Origin of the sequence: Pseudomonas sp. NPDC098747 (genome assembly GCF_044760045.1) — a bacterium.
Lineage (GTDB): Bacteria > Pseudomonadota > Gammaproteobacteria > Pseudomonadales > Pseudomonadaceae > Aquipseudomonas.
Genome location: NZ_JBIWAL010000030.1, coordinates 1 through 17,736 on the forward strand (window position 1 = coordinate 1; position 17,736 = coordinate 17,736).

A 17,736-nucleotide genomic window follows, 5' to 3' on the forward strand; every position below is an offset into this window, starting at 1 on the left:
TTAACTCATTGAATCTCAAGGAGTTTTTCGTTTCGACTGCGCCGGAAGTGGGGCGAATTATAGACGTCTGGAATCTGCCGTCAACAGCTAATTTCATAATTCTGTCATATAGGTCAAAAAAGGCCGAAAACACGAAGGCCGACCTTAAAAGGTCGGCCTTCTGTTTAGCCCTTCTACTTATAAGCTAGGGAATGCGAACTGCGAAGCCTCATGGCTCGCACGCTGTGGCCAGCGCTGAGTAATCGCCTTGCGACGGGTATAGAAGCGTACGCCATCCGGACCATAGGCATGCAGGTCGCCGAAAAGCGAACGCTTCCAGCCGCCAAAGCTGTGGTAAGCCACCGGCACCGGCAGCGGCACGTTGACGCCAACCATGCCAACTTCGATCTCGTCACAGAACAGACGTGCCGCTTCACCATCACGGGTGAAGATGCAGGTGCCGTTGCCGTATTCGTGATCGTTGATGAGTTGCATCGCCTCTTCCAGGCTGTTAACGCGAACAACGCACAGTACCGGGCCGAAGATCTCTTCTTTATAGATGCGCATCTCTGGGGTGACGTTGTCGAACAGGCAGCCACCCAGGAAGAAGCCTTCCTCATGCCCCGTCACACTCAGACCACGACCGTCGACCACCAGCGTCGCGCCCGCTGCCACGCCGTCATCCACATAACCGCTAACCTTGTCGCGAGCCTGACCGGTAACCAGTGGGCCCATGTCCAGACCACAGGAAGTGCCGGCACCGATTTTCAGCGCCTTGATCTGTGGCACCAGTTTGGCCACCAGTGCATCTGCCACTTGGTCGCCAACACACACCGCTACCGAGATCGCCATGCAGCGTTCGCCGCAGGAACCGTAAGCCGCGCCCATCAGTGCGCTGACCGCGTTATCCAGATCCGCATCCGGCATCAGCACCGCGTGGTTCTTCGCGCCGCCCAGTGCCTGAACGCGTTTGCCGCGCTTGGTACCTTCGGCGTAGATGTATTCAGCAATCGGCGTCGAACCAACGAAACTCAGCGCTTTGACTTCCGGCGCTTCGATCAACGCGTCTACCGCAGTCTTGTCACCGTGCACCACGCTCATTACGCCTTTCGGCAGACCGGCTTCCAGCAGCAACTGAGCGATCAGCAACGTAGAACTTGGATCACGCTCGGACGGTTTGAGGATAAAGCAGTTGCCGCAGACGATCGCCAGTGGGTACATCCACAGCGGCACCATGGCCGGGAAGTTGAACGGCGTGATACCGGCAACAATGCCCAGCGGCTGGAAATCCGACCATGCGTCGATGTTCGGGCCAACGTTGCGGCTGTACTCGCCCTTGAGGATTTCCGGGGCAGCGCAGGCGAATTCGACGTTCTCGATACCGCGCTTCAGTTCGCCGGCGGCGTCTTCGAGGGTCTTGCCGTGTTCTTCGCTGATCAATTGCGAGATGCGCGCTTCGTTCTGCTCCAGCAGTTGCTTGAAGCGGAACATCACCTGGGCACGCTTGGCTGGCGGCGTGTTGCGCCAGGCCGGGAATGCAGCCTTGGCGGCATCGATAGCTTTCTGGATGGTTTCGCGGGTGGCCAGTGGCAGCTTGTGGATCGCCTGACCGGTAGCCGGGTTGAATACATCAACTGCGCGACCGTTCTCGGTCACCAGTTCGCCATTGATCAAATGCGGGATAACGCTCATCGAAAACTCCTGAATTTTTGTTCACGGTCGCCCACGTGAGGCGCCCGTTATTCGTAGGTATATATAGAAGGAAAAATCAGTCGAGCTTGTTCAGCACTTCGCCGACCGCGTCGAACAGACGATCGAGGTCTTGCGGCTTGCTGTTGAAAGTTGGGCCGAACTGCAGGGTGTCGCCGCCGAAGCGCACATAGAACCCGGCTTTCCACAGGGCCATGCCCGCTTCGAACGGACGCACGATGGCGTCGCCATCACGCCCGGCAATCTGGATCGCACCGGCCAAGCCGTAGTTACGGATGTCGATGACGTTTTTCGAACCTTTGAGACCGTGCAGCGCGTTCTCGAAATGTGGAGCTACTTCGGCGACGCTCTGCACCAGGTTTTCCTTTTGCAGCAGATCCAGCGATGCCAGGCCAGCAGCGCACGCCACCGGGTGCGCCGAGTAGGTGTAGCCGTGCGGGAATTCCACGGCGTATTCCGGGGTCGCCTGGTTCATGAAGGTCTGGTAGATCTCGGAGCTGGCAATCACCGCGCCCATCGGGATCGCGCCGTTGGTGATCTGCTTGGCGATGCACATCAGGTCCGGGGTGACGCCAAAGCTGTCGGCACCGAACATCGAACCGGTGCGGCCAAAACCGGTGATCACTTCGTCGAACACCAGCAGGATGTTGTGTTGATCACAAATCTCGCGCAGACGCTTCAGGTAACCCTGCGGCGGCACCAACACACCGGCGGAGCCGGCCATCGGTTCAACGAACACCGCTGCGATGTTCGACGCGTCGTGCAGTTCGATCAGCTTCAGCAGCTCGTCGGCCAAGGCGATACCGCCTTGCTCCGGCATGCCACGGGAGAACGCATTGCTCGCCAGCAAAGTGTGCGGCAGGTGATCGACATCCATCATCGACTGACCGAACAGCTTACGGTTGCCGTTAACGCCGCCGAGGCTGGTGCCGGCGATGTTCACGCCGTGATAACCACGGGCACGGCCGATCATTTTAGTCTTGGTCGCCTGACCTTTCAGACGCCAGTAGGCACGGACCATTTTCACCGCGGTATCGGCGCACTCGGAGCCGGAGTCGGTGAAGAACACATGGTTCAGGTTGCCTGGGGTCAGGTCAGTGATCTTCTCGGCCAGTTGAAAAGACAACGGATGGCCATACTGGAAGCCCGGCGAGTAATCGAGGGTGCCCAACTGTTTGGAGACCGCTTCCTGAATTTCCTTGCGGGTGTGCCCGGCGCCGCACGTCCACAGACCGGACAGCGAGTCATACACCCTGCGGCCCTTGTCATCGATGAGCCAGCTGCCTTCGGCACCAACAATCAGTCGCGGATCGCGCTGGAAGTTACGGTTGGCGGTGTACGGCATCCAGTGCGCGTCCAGCTTGAGTTGGCTGGCCAGTGGCGACGGAGCGTTTTCAGGCATGTTCATCGGGCAAAACCTCGCAGGGCATAAGCGTCAGGGAGATAAAAGTCGTTGTTGCAGCTAAATTGCCACGCGGATAAAGTCGGTGAAATCCAACTCTTCTAACCTTCAGTTAGACCATTACTAAACTTTTAGCGATCACGTATGAGCAGCCGCCGCCCCGATCCGCTGGCCCAGGTCAGTGACTTTGATATCCGCCTGCTGCGCATTTTTCGCAGCGTAGTGGAATGCGGCGGCTTCTCGGCAGCGGAAACCGTGCTCGGCATCGGTCGCTCGGCAATCAGCCAGCAGATGAGCGATCTGGAGCAACGCCTCGGACTGCGTTTGTGTCAGCGTGGCCGTGCCGGATTCTCGCTGACCGAGGAAGGTCGCGAGGTCTATCAATCAGCCCTGCAATTATTGAGTGCGCTGGAAAGTTTCCGTACCGAGGTCAACGGCCTGCACCAGCACTTGCGTGGCGAACTGATCATCGGTCTGACCGATAACCTGGTCACTCTGCCCCACATGCGCATCACCCACGCCCTCGCCCAATTGAAGGAGCGCGGGCCGGATGTGCAGATCCAGATCCGCATGATTGCGCCGAATGAAGTCGAACAAGGCGTGCTCGACGGTCGCCTGCATGTCGGCGTGGTGCCGCAGGCCAGTGCGCTGTCGGGTCTGGAGTATCAGCCGCTGTACAGCGAACGTTCGCTGCTTTATTGCGCGGTCGGCCATCCGCTGTTTTATGTCGATGACAAGCAACTGGATGACGAACGCCTTAATAGTCAGGATGCCATCGCCCCGACGTTTCGTTTGCCGGGGGAGATTCAGGCGCACTATCAAGCGCTCAACTGCACCGCCAGCGCCTCCGATCGCGAGGGCATGGCGTTTCTGATTCTGACCGGACGCTACATTGGTTATCTGCCAGACCATTACGCCAGCCTTTGGGTACAGCAAGGGCGTTTGCGCGCGCTCAAGGCCGATACACGTTTTTATGATTTGAGTCTGGCATCGGTCACGCGCAAGGGGCGGCGCCCCCATTTGGTGCTGGAGAGCTTTCTGGAGAGTCTGGCGGCGACGCGTTGAAAACAGGATCAACCCCCGATCCTTGAAGAAGAAATCCATGCGCCGCTGAACAAGATCGAACAGGCGTAACGGTTTTATCGTTTCAGGACTTGTCGGATGCCTGTGGGTGCGCTATCAACGCAACTGGTTGCACCCACAGACAAACCCGGAAGTGCCTATGACCTTTGAAGTCCCTGCTCACGGCGGCAAGCCCGCCAGCCGCATTCGTCAGAAGAACGAAGAGACCATTCTCAAAGCCGCCGAAGACGAGTTCGCCCGTCACGGTTACAAAGGCACCAGCATGAACACCATCGCGCAGAATGCCGGGTTGCCCAAGGCGAACCTGCATTACTACTTCACCAACAAGTTGGGGCTGTACGTGGCGGTGCTGAGCAACATCATCGAGTTGTGGGACAGCACCTTCAACACCCTCACCGCCGAGGACGATCCGGCTGAAGCGCTGACCCGATACATCCGCGCAAAAATGGAATTCTCCCGTCGCCAACCGCAAGCCTCGCGAATCTTCGCCATGGAAGTGATCAGCGGCGGCGAATGCCTGACCGAGTATTTCAACCAGGATTACCGCGCATGGTTCACTGGTCGAGCCGCCGTGTTTCAAGCGTGGATCGATGCCGGCAAAATGGACCCGGTCGACCCGGTGCACCTGATCTTTCTGTTGTGGGGCAGCACCCAGCATTACGCCGACTTCGCCACGCAGATCTGCCGCGTCAGCGGGCGCAGCAAGTTGACCAAGCAGGACATGGAAGACGCCGGCAACAATCTGATTCGTATCATTCTCAAAGGCTGCGGCCTCACTCCTTCTCTATAAGACGTTTATGCCTTTCACCCTCAGCGGTTTTTGCGAGTACCGCGAAGAGATTCGCAAAAGCCGCTTTATCACCTTCGCCGCACCGATCAGCAGCCCTGCTGACGCGCAGGCGTTCTTCGAACAGCACAGCGACTTAAATGCCTCGCACAATTGCTGGGCGTGGAAACTCGGCGATCAATATCGCAGTAATGACGACGGCGAACCGGGCGGCACCGCCGGGCGACCGATTCTGGCAGCGATTGAAGCGCAGGATTGCGATCAGGTCGCGGTGCTGGTGATCCGCTGGTACGGCGGCATTCAACTGGGCACTGGTGGCTTGGCCCGGGCTTATGGCGGCGGTGCGAACAAATGCCTGCAAACGGCGGCGAAGGTCGAGTTGATCAGCCGTGTGCCGTTGAGTTGTGCCTGTGGGTTCGCGGAGTTAGCGCTGGTGAAGTTGCGGGTAGCGAATATGGGTGGGTTGGTTGTGGAGGAGAATTTCACCGCGAATGGGGTTGAATTGGTGTTGGCGGTGAGTGAGGCGCAGATTCAGGTTCTGCAAACGCAGCTCGCGGATCTTAGTCGTGGGCGGATTCTGTTGCAGCGCTAGAACGCTGCGATCTTTTGGGGCAACACACAAATCTCTGACTCGAACAACTTGCCCACATCTGCTGTGCACCCGGCTGTGGATAACCTGAGCACATACCGCTGTAACCCTTCTGTCATGCGGCTTTGCGCGATTTGCTCACTTTTCGCTCAATCACTCTGCGAACGTATATTTTTTACGTAAAAACAACAAGTTAACGCGGGTTAGCACCATTAGAACAAAGCATCGCAGTGCTTATGCCCATGACTCCATGTTGCGCACAAATACTGTGGAGCAACCTGTGGATAAGCCGTTCATGACTGGCGCAGTCGCAGGTTGTACATAGCTTCGACGGTGTTGCTCGTTTTTTGATCAGTTGCCTACGGGCAAAACTGGAGCTTGATCAACGGCTTCGCCCTCAAGTGGTGCTCGTCCTTACGCTGAATTTGCAGTGAACGCTCTACAGCAGGCGCGGGAGATATGTATCTGCGGGTGTTCCTGACTCAATGGCCAGGAAATTGCTTTATCCACAGGCACAACTCCAAGCCAGTCGAGCCTGTCATGTCCATCGCTCCTCCTACCTCGCGCCTGCAACTGCGCCAGATCAGCAAACGCTACCCCGGTTGTCTGGCCAATGACGCTATCGATCTGAACATTGCGCCCGGCGAAATCCATGCGCTGCTGGGTGAAAACGGTGCCGGCAAAAGCACACTGATGAAGATCATCTACGGCGTCACTCAGGCCGACTCGGGCGAGATGCTTTGGCAGGGTCAACGCGTGAACATGCGCAACCCGGCCCAAGCACGACAGCTGGGGATCGGCATGGTCTTTCAACATTTCTCGCTGTTCGAAACCCTCAGCGTGGCTCAGAACATTGCATTGGCGATGGGCGCAGCGGCGGGCACGCCGAAACAGCTTGAACCGAAGATTCGCGAAGTCTCGCGGCGCTACGGCATGGCGCTGGAACCTGAGCGACTTGTGCACAGCCTGTCGATCGGCGAGCGGCAACGGGTGGAAATCATTCGCTGCCTGATGCAGGACATCCGCCTGCTGATTCTCGACGAACCGACTTCGGTGCTGACGCCACAAGAGGCCGACGATTTGTTCATCACCCTGCGCCGTCTCGCCGCCGAGGGGTGCAGCATTTTGTTTATCAGCCACAAGCTCGGTGAAGTGCGCGCCTTGTGCCACAGCGCCACGGTGTTGCGCGGCGGGCAAGTGGCCGGGCATTGCGTACCGGCCGAATGCTCGGATCAACAGTTGGCGCAGATGATGGTGGGCGAAGCGGCGGCGTTGATTGGCGACTATCCGAAGGTCAGCGGTGGCGCGGTGTTTTTGCAAGTCAGCGGTTTGAGCTGGCATAACCCGGACCCATTTGGCTGCTCGCTGACGGGCATTGATTTGCAGGTGCGCAGCGGTGAGATCGTTGGCATTGCCGGGGTCGCGGGAAATGGCCAGGACGAACTGCTCGCATTGCTCAGTGGCGAGCAAACCCTGCCACGCACCGAGGCTGCGACGATTCAGTTTGCCGATCAAACCGTTGCTGATTTACGCCCCGATGCACGACGCAAACTCGGTCTGGCTTTCGTCCCGGCCGAGCGCCTCGGCCATGGCGCGGTGCCGGAACTGAGTCTCGCCGACAACGCGCTGCTGACAGCCTTTCAACAAGGGCTGGTCAGCAACGGTTTGATCGAACGAGGCAAAGTCGAAGCCCTCGCCCAACAAATCATTCAGCGCTTCGGGGTAAAAACCCCGAATACGCAGACCGCCGCCCGCAGCCTGTCCGGCGGCAATCTGCAGAAATTCATCCTCGGCCGGGAAATCCTTCAGCAACCGAAACTGCTGATTGCCGCGCACCCGACCTGGGGCGTGGACGTCGGCGCCGCCGCGACCATCCACCGCGCGTTGATCGCCTTGCGCGATGCCGGTGCGGCGATTCTGGTGATTTCCGAAGACCTCGATGAACTGTTCCAGATCAGCGACCGCCTCGGCGCCTTGTGCGGCGGCAAGCTGTCGGCGCTGCAAAACACCACGAACACGCAACTGAGCGACGTCGGCGGCTGGATGGCCGGTCAGTTCGATGCCCCTCAACAACACGCCACGGTTTAACGGAGTTTCAAACATGCTGCTTTCCCTCGAACCCCGTGGCCAGCAATCGGGCCTGATGCTCTGGTGCTCGCCGTTATTGGCGGCGGCACTGACGCTCGGTTGCGGTTCGCTGCTGTTCATTGCCCTCGGCCACGATCCGCTGCAAACCTTGCACACGTTGCTGATCGCGCCGGTCAGCGACTTGTACGGCGTTTCGGAATTGCTGGTCAAAGCCCTGCCGATCCTGCTCTGCGCGTTGGGCCTGGCAGTGGCCTATCAAGCGCGAATCTGGAACATCGGCGCCGAAGGGCAATTGCTGCTGGGCGCGCTCGCGGGCAGTGCCTTGGCGGTGAACATCATCGACATGCAAAGCCGTTGGGCGCTGGTGCTGATTCTGCTGACCGGCACCCTCGCCGGCGCCGCATGGGCGGGGCTCACCGCATGGCTGCGCACGCGTTTCAATGCCAACGAAATCCTCACCAGCATCATGCTCAATTACATCGCGCTGAACCTGCTGCTGTTCTGCGTCCATGGGCCGCTGAAGGATCCCGCCGGTTTCAATTTTCCCGAGTCGGCCATGTTCGGTGACGCCAGCCGTTTGCCGCTGTTGCTGGAGGATGGCCGCGTGCATGCCGGGGTGTATTTCGCCCTGCTCGCGCTGGTCGCGGTGTGGGTGTTCTTGCAGAAAAGCTTTATCGGCTTCCAGATCAAAGTGCTTGGACTGGACAAGCGTGCGGCGGGGTTTGTCGGCTTTCGCGAGAAGCGTTTGATCTGGTTGGCCCTGTTGATCAGCGGCGGGTTGGCGGGGCTCGCCGGAGTCTGCGAAGTCACCGGCCCGATCGGTCAATTGGTGCCGCAGGTGTCACCGGGTTATGGCTACGCGGCGATCACCGTGGCGTTTCTCGGACGGCTCAACCCCATCGGAATTTTGTTCTCCAGTCTGCTGATGGCGCTGCTCTACATCGGCGGCGAGAACGCGCAGATGAGCCTCAATCTGCCGCAAGCGATCACGCAACTGTTCCAGGGAATGATGCTGTTTTTCCTGCTCGCCAGTGACGTACTGATTCTCTATCGGCCACGTCTGAATCTGCGCTGGGCACGGCGTACACAGACCCCCACCGTAACCGCCGGAGCGCTGTGATGGATATCGATCTGCTGAGCAATATTTTCTACGCGATGGTGCGTTGCGGGACGCCGCTGCTGTTGGTGGCGCTGGGTGAGTTGATCTGCGAGAAGAGCGGCGTGCTCAACCTCGGCCAGGAAGGGATGATGCTGTTCGGTGCGGTGATCGGCTTCATCGTCGCGCTCAACAGCGGCAACCTGTGGCTCGGCGTCTTGCTGGCGATGCTTGCCGGAATGTTGCTGTCGTCGCTGTTTGCATTGGTGGCGCTGGTGTTCAACGCCAATCAGGTGGCGACCGGGTTGGCCCTGACGATTTTTGGCGTGGGGTTGTCAACCTTCGTGGGTGCCGCGTGGGTCGGCAAACCATTGGCTGGGTTTGAGCCATTGGCGATTCCGTATTTGAGTGAAATTCCGCTGATCGGGCGGATGCTGTTTACACAGGATCTGCTGGTGTATCTGTCGTTCGCGCTGTTTGCGCTAGTAGCTTGGGTGATCATCAAAAGCCGTGTCGGGCTGATCATTCAAGCAGTCGGCGAAAACCCGGACGCGGCCAGTGCGATGGGCTTGCCGGTGTTGACTGTGCGCACCTTGGCGGTGCTGTTCGGCGGCGCCATGGCCGGGCTGGCCGGGGCGTATCTGTCCTTGGCGTACACGCCGATGTGGGCCGAAAACATGACTGCCGGACGCGGCTGGATTGCGTTGGCCTTGGTGGTGTTTGCCAGTTGGCGGGTGTGGCGGTTGCTGCTGGGCGCGTATCTGTTTGGCCTCGCCAGCATCCTGCACCTGGTGGCGCAGGGGTTGGGGCTGGCAATTCCGTCGAGCCTGCTGGCGATGCTGCCGTATGTGGCGACGATTGTGGTGCTGGTGTTGTTGTCGCGCGATGCGCTGCGCACGCGGTTGTATGCGCCGGTGTCGCTTGGGCAGCCTTGGCAATCAGGGCATTAATGCGGTGATTGCGCTGGCCTCTTCGCGAGCAAGCTCGCTCCCACAGGGATCTCGGGTGTGAATGCGTTCTGGGTCACACCACCGGAACCTGTGGGAGCGAGCTTGCTCGCGAAGGCGTCCTGACAGGCAACACTTGCGCAATGCCCCACGCCAGTTCGAAGACGAGGAAAACCAGCAGAATCGAACTGGCACCCTGCAGCAGCGCATACCCCTGCCAAGCCGCAAACAGAAACCGCGCCACCGCGTCATAACGTCCATAAAGCGCCTGCGGATCCCGAATCCGCAGCACCGCCCACACGCACACCACCGAGCCCAACAGATTCGCCATCAACATGTGCATCGGCGCGAACGCCGGTAACTCACCGGGCAAATCCAGCGCCTGACCCAGCGCGGTCAAAAACCCGTGCAACGCGGCAAAACTCCACGGCGTAACAAACGCGGCCGTGACGATCAGGTCATACCAGGCGCTGCCGCGCACCACGTTTCGATATTGTGTTGAAGTCCACATCGTCCATGCTCCAGAAATTTGAGGAGCAACCACGGTAAAGCCTGGAGTATGCTCCAGGGTCAAGCCCCTCTTGAGAGCATCACTCATGCGCATCGGTGAATTGGCCCAGGCCAGCGCGGTCAGTCGCGACACGCTGCGTTTTTATGAGCAGCGCGGATTGATCGCGGCGCAACGCAGCGCCAACGGTTATCGCGACTATCCGCCGGAAATGCTGCAACTGGTGCTCTACATCAAGACGGCGCAGCGCCTGGGTTTTACCCTCGGCGAGATTGGCGACAGCGTTGCCGCACTGTGGAACGCGCCCGATCCGGAAAACGCCGTGGCGCAATTACTGCGCGACAAGCTGCAACTGATAGAAACCCGCATGAGCGAACTCGACGCGCTAAGGCATGAGTTGCAACTACGGCTCGGTCAGGCGTGTCCATTGAATCCTGAACTTTGACTTTCAAGGAACCCATCATGTCCCAGGCAAAAAACGCACTGATCATCGGCGCCTCTCGTGGCTTGGGCCTCGGGTTGGTGAAAACCCTGCTGGGCGACGGCTGGCAAGTGACCGCCACCGTGCGCAATCCCTCGAACGCCGAGGCGCTGCAAGCGCTGGGCAACGTGCGGATCGAGAAGCTCGACATGGATGACCAGCAAGCGGTGATCGCCTTGAGCCAACAGTTGAAGGGCGAAACCTTCGACCTGTTGTTCGTCAATGCCGGGGTCAAAGGCCCGGCAGTACAGACCCCGGGCGGCGCGACACTGGCGGAAGTCGGTCAGCTGTTTTTCACCAACGCGGTGGCGCCGATCAATCTGGCGCAACGTTTTGTCGGACAGATCCGTGATGGCAGCGGCGTGCTGGCGTTCATGAGTTCCGGACTGGGCAGCGTGACCGTAGCAGACGCACCGGAGTTGGCGCTGTACAAGGCCAGCAAGGCTGCGCTGAACTCGATGACCAACAGTTTCGTGACCCAATTGGGCGAGCAGAAAATGACGGTGCTGTCGCTGCATCCGGGCTGGGTGAAGACGGACATGGGCGGTGAGGGTGCAGACCTTGATGTGGACACCAGCACACGCGGTCTGATTGATCAGGTTAATGCGTTTACTGGCAAGGGCGGGCATCACTTCATCAATTACAAAGGCGAAACCATTCCCTGGTAACCCCACAAATCCTGTGGGAGCCGGGCTTGCCCGCGATTGCGGAGTGCCAGTCGCCACATAAGGTGGCTGATCCGACGCCATCGCTGGCAAGCCAGCTCCCACAGCGATGAACGTTGTCCCGTCGGGTGGGGCTTGCCCGTCGCAGCGATTTGTTTGAAACTGCGCACCTCGTCCATCGCGGCGAACCTGGATCAGCAGACAGGGCAACACTGAGCTGGCAACCCTGAACCCACTTTCAGAGGAGCCGGCGACAATGCCTGCGACCCGTATCTGGTTAAAAAACCCCCTCGCCATTTTCACCTCCAACGAGCTCGATGCCCGTGGCGGTCTGGTGCTGCAAGACGGCGTGATCGTCGAATTGCTTGCAGCCGGTCAACAGCCGTCCGCGCCGTGCGATGAAGTGTTCGATGCCCGCGAGCATGTGATCCTGCCGGGCCTGATCAACACCCACCATCACTTCTATCAAACCCTGACTCGCGCCTGGGCGCCGGTGGTCAATCAGCCGCTGTTCCCGTGGCTGAAAACTCTGTACCCGGTGTGGGCACGACTGACGCCAGAAAAACTCGCCCTCGCCACCAAAGTGGCTTTGGCTGAGCTGTTGCTGTCGGGTTGCACCACCGCTGCCGACCATCATTACCTGTTCCCGGACGGTCTGGAAAACGCCATCGACGTGCAAGTCGAAACCGTGCGTGAACTGGGCATGCGCGCCATGCTCACCCGTGGTTCGATGAGCCTTGGCGAGAAGGACGGCGGCCTGCCGCCGCAGCAGACCGTGCAGGAAGGCCAGGTGATTCTCGACGACAGTCAGCGCCTGATTCACGAGTACCACCAGCGTGGCGACGGTGCGCAAATCCAGATCGCCCTGGCACCGTGCTCGCCGTTCTCGGTAACCCCTGAAATCATGTCGGCCAGCGCCGAACTGGCCAATAAACTTGATGTTCGTCTGCACACGCACCTGGCCGAAACCCTCGACGAAGAAGATTTCTGCTTGCAGCGTTTCGGCCTGCGAACCGTCGATTATCTGGACAGCGTCGGCTGGCTCGGCCCGCGCACCTGGCTGGCCCACGGCATCCACTTCAACCCGGACGAAATCACCCGTCTCGGCCAGGCCGGCACCGGCATCTGCCATTGCCCAAGCTCGAACATGCGCCTGGCCTCGGGCATTTGCCCAAGCATCGATTTGACCGACGCCGGTGCGCTGCTCGGTTTGGGCGTGGATGGTTCAGCCTCCAACGATGCGTCGAACATGATCCTTGAAGCGCGTCAGGCGCTGTACATCCAGCGTCTGCGCTACGGCGCCGAGAAGATTACTCCGGAGCGCGTGCTGGGCTGGGCGACCAAAGGTTCGGCGAGCCTGTTGGGCCGTACCGACATTGGTGAACTGGCGGTGGGCAAGCAGGCGGATCTGGCGTTGTTCAAGCTCGATGAGCTGCGCTTCTCCGGCAGCCACGATCCGATTTCGGCGCTGCTGCTGTGCGGCGCGGATCGTGCGGATCGAGTGATGATTGGCGGCAAGTGGCGCGTAGTTGATGGCCAGGTCGAGGGGTTGGACCTCAAAGGCCTGATCGCCGATCACAGCCAGGCGGCTCGCCAGTTGATCGCCGGTACCTGATTCACCGCTGTTCAAAACTGTGGGAGCTAGCCTGCTAGCTCCCACATTGTTTTTGCAGTGGGCTTAAAGGCCGAGCAGAGACAGCATGATGAACGTCGCAAACAACACAAAGTGCGTCATGCCTTCAATCGCATTGGTCTCGCCGTCATTGAGGTTGATCGCGCTGACGATCAATGTGAGAAAGATCATCACCGTCTGCACCGGGGTCATCGCCATCTGAAAAGGCTGACCGGTATACAGCGCCATCGCTTCCATCACCGGCACCGTCAGGATCACCGTCGACAGTGACGCGCCCATCGCAATATTGACCACCGACTGCATGCGATTGGCCAACGCCGCACGCAACGCGGTGAGAATCTCCGGCGCCGCCGAAATTGCCGCCACCAGAATCGCCGTAATCACCGGCGGTGCTCCTGTCCCTTCCAGCCCCAGATCGAGGGTCTTGGACATCACTTCGGCCAATGCGCCGATTACCACAATGCCAAACACCAGAATGCCGATCGACAGACCAATGCTCGGCGATTTCGCCTGCGCGTCCTGCGGCTCTTTCTTGCGGCGTTTGTCCGGGTAGTTGTAGCTGAAAAAGTAACTGTGCGGCCCGACCTGCATGCGCAGGAACAAGGTGTAAAGCACCACCATCGCACCGATGGTGAACGCTGAATAAATCTTCCAGTTGGCCTCGGGAATGAACTCCGGCACCACCATCGACACGCCCATGGCGGTGAGGATCATCACGCTGTAGCTGCGCGCCGAATCGTCGTTGTAGGACTGCTCGCCGTACTTGATCCCGCCCATCAGCGCGGCAAGGCCGAGGATGCCGTTGATGTCGAGCATCACTGCCGAATAAATCGTGTCGCGCACCAGCGTGGGCGACGCTTCGTTGCTCATCATGATCGCCAGGATCACCACTTCCACCAGCACGGCGGCCAGCGTGAGGATCATCGTGCCGTAGGGGTCGCCGACTTTTTCGGCGAGCAATTCAGCGTGATGGGCGACGCGCATCGAAGCGGCGACGATAAAAGCGATCAGCACCAGACCGGCAGTCAGCGCGACGATCTGGCCGCTGTGCAGCAGCCAGTGTTCCAACGGATAGGCGACGATTGCGGCGAGCAGGGCCAGCAGCAGAAAGCTTTCTTGCTTGAGGATTGAGAGCATGACGGGCCTTTTTAACGCAGAGATTCCAATGAGCTACTGACTGCGGGGCGGCACTAACGTTTCGTTACACATTAGCGCACCAGCTGAAGGCAGTCGGTCTTAACGCTGCACTTTGTTGGCCTTACCGGCCCCTTCGCGAGCAAGCTCGCTCCCACATTCGAATGCGATCACCTGTGGGAGCGAGCTTGCTCGCGAAGGCCGCGTTGCGGTTTTGGATGGTTTGTTGTCCTGTTGGTCAGCAATTTGCATTGCCCCTGACCACACACAAAAAAATGGAGCTCCAATTCATGCAAATACGTCCGCTGCACAAACTGCTGTGCGCCGCCATTGGTCTGGGGATAAGCCTGAGCGCCAGCGCTGCCGATCCACTGAAGGTTGGTTTCGTCTACATCGGCCCGATCGGCGACCACGGCTGGACGTATCAGCATGAACAGGGGCGCAAGGCACTCGCGGAAAAATTTGGCACGCAGATCACCACCAACTATGTGGAAAACGTCGCCGAAGGTGCCGACGCCGAGCGGGTGATCCGCAACATGGCCAAGGACAAGTACGACCTGATCTTCACCACTTCTTTCGGCTACATGAACCCGACCCTGAAAGTCGCCAAGCAGTTTCCCAAGGTGACCTTCGAGCACGCCACCGGCTACAAGCAGGACAAGAACCTCGGTACCTATCTGGCGCGCACCTACGAGGGTCGTTACGTCGGCGGCTTCCTTGCGGCGAAAATGACCAAGACCAAGAAGATCGGCTACGTCGCCTCCTTCCCGATCCCGGAAGTGATCCGCGACATCAACGCCATTCAACTGGCCCTGAACAAGTACAACCCCGGCACCGAGATCAAGGTTGTGTGGGTCAACTCGTGGTTCGATCCGGGCAAGGAAGCCGATGCCGCCAACGCGCTGATCGATCAGGGCGTCGACGTGGTGTTCCAGCACACCGACAGCCCGGCGCCGATTCAGGCGGCCGAACGTCGCGGTGTGTACGCGGTGGGTTATGCCTCGGACATGGCGCACTTCGGGCCGAAAGCGGTGCTGACCTCAATCGTCAACGACTGGGCGCCGCACTACATTCAGGCGACTCAGAGCGTGATCGACCACAGCTGGAAGTCGCAGGATTACTGGGGTGGGCTGAAAGAAGGCACGGTTGAACTGCCGATCAGCGACCTGGTGCCAGCACCGGTCAAAGCCGAGGCCGAGCAGATCATCGCCGACATCAAGAGCGGCGCGTTGCAGCCGTTCACCGGGCCGATCAAGGATCAGGCCGGGGTCGAGAAAATCCCCGCTGGCGTGAGTGCGACCACTGCGGAACTGGCGTCGATGAACTATTACGTGGAAGGCATGAAGGCCGAGATACCGAAGTAATCCATTAACACTTGCACCGACCCTGTGGGAGCTGGCTTGCCAGCGATGAGGCCATTACGTTCAACATCATTGTTGCCTGGGAGATCGCTATCGCTGGCAAGCCAGCTCCCACAGGGACCTTCAGCGTATTTAAGGATTGCGTATGGATCAGCTTCCCATCATCGACATCAGCCCGCTCTACAGCGCCGACCAAAACGCTTGGCCCGCAGTAGCCCGGCAAATCGACCAAGCCTGCCGCGAGTGGGGTTTCTTCTACATCAAGGGGCATCCGATTTCGGCCCGGCGCATCGAAGCGCTGCTCGATCATGCACAGCGTTTCTTCGCCTTGCCGGCGGCAGAGAAGCTCAAGATCGACATCACCCAGACCCGCCACCATCGCGGCTACGGCGCCATCGCCACCGAACAGCTCGACCCGAACAAACCCAGCGACCTCAAAGAAACTTTCGACATGGGCCTGCACCTGCCAGCGAACCATCCCGAAGTACTGGCGGAAAAACCCTTGCGCGGGCCCAACCGCCATCCGGCAACTCCCGGCTGGGAGGCGCTGATGGAACAGCACTACCTCGACATGCAGGCCCTCGCGCAAACGCTGCTGCGCGCCATGACCATTGCCCTGGAGATCGAGCGCGACTTCTTCGACACGCGCTTCCATGAACCCGTGAGTGTGCTGCGCATGATCCATTACCCACCGCGCCACACCGCCAGTTCCGCCGAACAGCAAGGCGCTGGCGCGCATACCGATTACGGCTGCATCACCCTGCTCTATCAGGACAGCGCCGGTGGCCTGCAAGTGAAGAACGTCAAAGGCGAGTGGATCGACGCCCCACCGATTGACGGGACGTTTGTGGTCAATCTCGGCGACATGATGGCGCGCTGGAGCAATGATCGTTACCGCTCAACGCCGCATCGGGTAATCAGCCCGCTCGGGGTGGATCGCTACTCGATGCCGTTCTTCGCCGAGCCACACCCGGATACGCTTATCGAATGCCTGCCCGGTTGTCAGGACGCTCAACACCCAGCGAAATATTCGACGACCACGTGTGCTGAATTCCTGCTGTCGCGCTTCGCCGATACCTACGCTTATCGACGGGAACAGGACGCGGTGTGACGGATCGCTTGGTCAGGTTTTGCCAATTGTTTCAGCAAGCATCTGTAGAATGCCGCCATTGCACCTGATGAGAAAAGAATATGTACGACTGGCTCAACGCCCTGCCCAAGGCCGAACTGCACCTGCATCTGGAAGGCTCGCTGGAGCCTGAGTTGCTGTTCGCTCTGGCCGAACGCAACAAGATCGCCCTGCCGTGGAATGACGTCGAAACCCTGCGCAAGGCTTACGCCTTCAACAATCTGCAGGAATTCCTCGACCTGTATTACAAGGGCGCCGATGTGCTGCGCACCTCCCAGGATTTCTACGACCTGACCTGGGCCTACCTGCTGCGCTGCAAGGCGCAGAACGTGATTCACACCGAACCGTTCTTCGACCCGCAGACCCACACCGACCGTGGCATCCCGTTCGAAGTGGTGCTCAACGGCATCGCTGCGGCATTGAAGGATGGCGAGCAGCAACTGGGCATCACCAGCGGTTTGATCCTGAGCTTCCTGCGCCATTTGAGCGAAGACGAAGCACAGAAAACCCTCGATCAGGCGCTGCCGTTCCGTGACGCGTTTGTCGCCGTAGGCCTGGACAGCTCCGAGATGGGCCATCCGCCGAGCAAGTTCAAGCGCGTGTTCGATCGTGCCCGCCACGAAGGCTTCCTGACCGTCGCCCACGCCGGTGAAGAAGGCCCGCCGGAATACATCTGGGAAGCCATCGACCTGCTGAAAATCCAGCGCATCGACCACGGCGTACGTGCCATCGAAGACGAGCGCCTGATGCAGCGAATCATCGACGAGCAGATCCCTTTGACCGTGTGCCCGCTGTCGAACACCAAGCTCTGCGTGTTCGATCACATGTCGCAGCACAACATTCTCGACATGCTGGAACGCGGCGTGAAGGTGACGGTGAACTCCGATGACCCGGCGTACTTCGGTGGTTATGTCACCGAGAACTTCCACGCGTTGTACGAACATTTGGGCATGACCCAGGATCAGGCCAAGCGCCTGGCGCAGAACAGCCTGGATGCACGGCTCGTAAAACCTTAAGGTCGGGTCACTGAAGATCCAATGTGGGAGCGAGCTCGCTCGCGAAGAGGGAGTGTCAGGCAACAGTTTTGTTGAATGACACAACGTATTCGCGAGCAAGCTCGCTCCCACAGGGTTTAGCGCTCTGC

The 17,736-nt window shown here is 59.4% G+C and carries 16 protein-coding genes; 12 read left to right on the top strand and 4 right to left on the bottom strand.

What is annotated here, in order from left to right; genetic code table 11:
• Positions 1 to 177 precede the first annotated feature (177 nt).
• Both ACIQVE_RS18245 and ACIQVE_RS18250 read right to left on the bottom strand, forming a co-directional pair.
• Entirely contained in the window at positions 178 to 1,671 is a 1,494-nt protein-coding gene (locus tag ACIQVE_RS18245; RefSeq protein ID WP_402810708.1) for a CoA-acylating methylmalonate-semialdehyde dehydrogenase, read from the bottom strand.
• Between the two features lie 76 nt (positions 1,672 to 1,747).
• Positions 1,748 to 3,097: an aspartate aminotransferase family protein gene (locus ACIQVE_RS18250; protein ID WP_402810710.1), complete on the bottom strand. Its 1,350-nt coding sequence runs from the start codon at positions 3,095 to 3,097 to the stop codon at positions 1,748 to 1,750.
• A 138-nt stretch (positions 3,098 to 3,235) separates the two neighbouring features.
• On the opposite strand from ACIQVE_RS18250, the gene ACIQVE_RS18255 reads away from it, so the two are divergent.
• The 6 genes from ACIQVE_RS18255 (at position 3,236) to ACIQVE_RS18280 (ending at position 9,684) form a co-directional block, all read left to right on the top strand.
• Positions 3,236 to 4,156 (top strand): LysR family transcriptional regulator, encoded by a 921-nt coding sequence (locus ACIQVE_RS18255; RefSeq protein WP_402810712.1) that lies wholly within the window; start codon positions 3,236 to 3,238, stop codon positions 4,154 to 4,156.
• 157 nt (positions 4,157 to 4,313) lie between these two features.
• Entirely contained in the window at positions 4,314 to 4,964 is a 651-nt protein-coding gene (locus tag ACIQVE_RS18260; protein ID WP_007914719.1) for a TetR/AcrR family transcriptional regulator, read from the top strand.
• Positions 4,965 to 4,971: 7 nt separating this feature from the next.
• The gene (locus ACIQVE_RS18265; protein WP_402810714.1) at positions 4,972 to 5,553 is read left to right on the top strand and encodes an IMPACT family protein; all 582 of its coding nucleotides are present in this window, start codon (positions 4,972 to 4,974) and stop codon (positions 5,551 to 5,553) included.
• Positions 5,554 to 6,090: 537 nt separating this feature from the next.
• Positions 6,091 to 7,638: an ABC transporter ATP-binding protein gene (locus ACIQVE_RS18270; protein ID WP_402810715.1), complete on the top strand. Its 1,548-nt coding sequence runs from the start codon at positions 6,091 to 6,093 to the stop codon at positions 7,636 to 7,638.
• Positions 7,639 to 7,651: 13 nt separating this feature from the next.
• Complete coding sequence (locus tag ACIQVE_RS18275) at positions 7,652 to 8,758, top strand: ABC transporter permease (RefSeq protein WP_402810717.1); 1,107 nt, start codon at positions 7,652 to 7,654, stop codon at positions 8,756 to 8,758.
• Positions 8,758 to 9,684, top strand: coding sequence for an ABC transporter permease (locus tag ACIQVE_RS18280; protein ID WP_402810719.1), 927 nt, complete (start codon positions 8,758 to 8,760; stop codon positions 9,682 to 9,684). The genes ACIQVE_RS18275 and ACIQVE_RS18280 overlap by 1 nt, the downstream gene beginning before the upstream one ends.
• 73 nt (positions 9,685 to 9,757) lie before the next feature.
• On the opposite strand, the gene ACIQVE_RS18285 is transcribed toward ACIQVE_RS18280, so the two are convergent.
• Positions 9,758 to 10,192, bottom strand: a complete 435-nt coding sequence (locus ACIQVE_RS18285) for a hypothetical protein (protein ID WP_402810721.1) — start codon at positions 10,190 to 10,192, stop codon at positions 9,758 to 9,760.
• A gap of 85 nt (positions 10,193 to 10,277) precedes the next feature.
• Between ACIQVE_RS18285 and ACIQVE_RS18290 the strand changes: the two genes are divergently transcribed.
• The 3 genes from ACIQVE_RS18290 (at position 10,278) to ACIQVE_RS18300 (ending at position 12,950) form a co-directional block, all read left to right on the top strand.
• On the top strand, positions 10,278 to 10,634 hold the full coding sequence (locus ACIQVE_RS18290; RefSeq protein WP_402810723.1) for a MerR family transcriptional regulator: 357 nt from the start codon (positions 10,278 to 10,280) through the stop codon (positions 10,632 to 10,634).
• A gap of 17 nt (positions 10,635 to 10,651) precedes the next feature.
• A complete protein-coding gene (locus ACIQVE_RS18295; protein WP_402810724.1) occupies positions 10,652 to 11,338 on the top strand; it encodes an SDR family oxidoreductase in 687 nt (228 codons plus the stop codon).
• 253 nt (positions 11,339 to 11,591) lie between these two features.
• On the top strand, positions 11,592 to 12,950 hold the full coding sequence (locus ACIQVE_RS18300; RefSeq protein ID WP_402810725.1) for an 8-oxoguanine deaminase: 1,359 nt from the start codon (positions 11,592 to 11,594) through the stop codon (positions 12,948 to 12,950).
• Positions 12,951 to 13,013: 63 nt separating this feature from the next.
• Here ACIQVE_RS18300 and ACIQVE_RS18305 read toward each other — a convergent pair whose 3' ends face one another.
• Complete coding sequence (locus ACIQVE_RS18305) at positions 13,014 to 14,105, bottom strand: calcium:proton antiporter (RefSeq protein WP_402810727.1); 1,092 nt, start codon at positions 14,103 to 14,105, stop codon at positions 13,014 to 13,016.
• Positions 14,106 to 14,392: 287 nt separating this feature from the next.
• On the opposite strand from ACIQVE_RS18305, the gene ACIQVE_RS18310 reads away from it, so the two are divergent.
• The 3 genes from ACIQVE_RS18310 to ACIQVE_RS18320 all read left to right on the top strand — a co-directional run bounded on the left by ACIQVE_RS18310 (position 14,393) and on the right by ACIQVE_RS18320 (position 17,608).
• Positions 14,393 to 15,466, top strand: a complete 1,074-nt coding sequence (locus ACIQVE_RS18310) for a BMP family ABC transporter substrate-binding protein (RefSeq protein WP_402810729.1) — start codon at positions 14,393 to 14,395, stop codon at positions 15,464 to 15,466.
• A gap of 142 nt (positions 15,467 to 15,608) precedes the next feature.
• A complete protein-coding gene (locus tag ACIQVE_RS18315; protein ID WP_402810731.1) occupies positions 15,609 to 16,574 on the top strand; it encodes an isopenicillin N synthase family dioxygenase in 966 nt (321 codons plus the stop codon).
• Positions 16,575 to 16,654: 80 nt separating this feature from the next.
• Complete coding sequence (locus ACIQVE_RS18320) at positions 16,655 to 17,608, top strand: adenosine deaminase (RefSeq protein WP_402810733.1); 954 nt, start codon at positions 16,655 to 16,657, stop codon at positions 17,606 to 17,608.
• Positions 17,609 to 17,736: the final 128 nt, after the last annotated feature.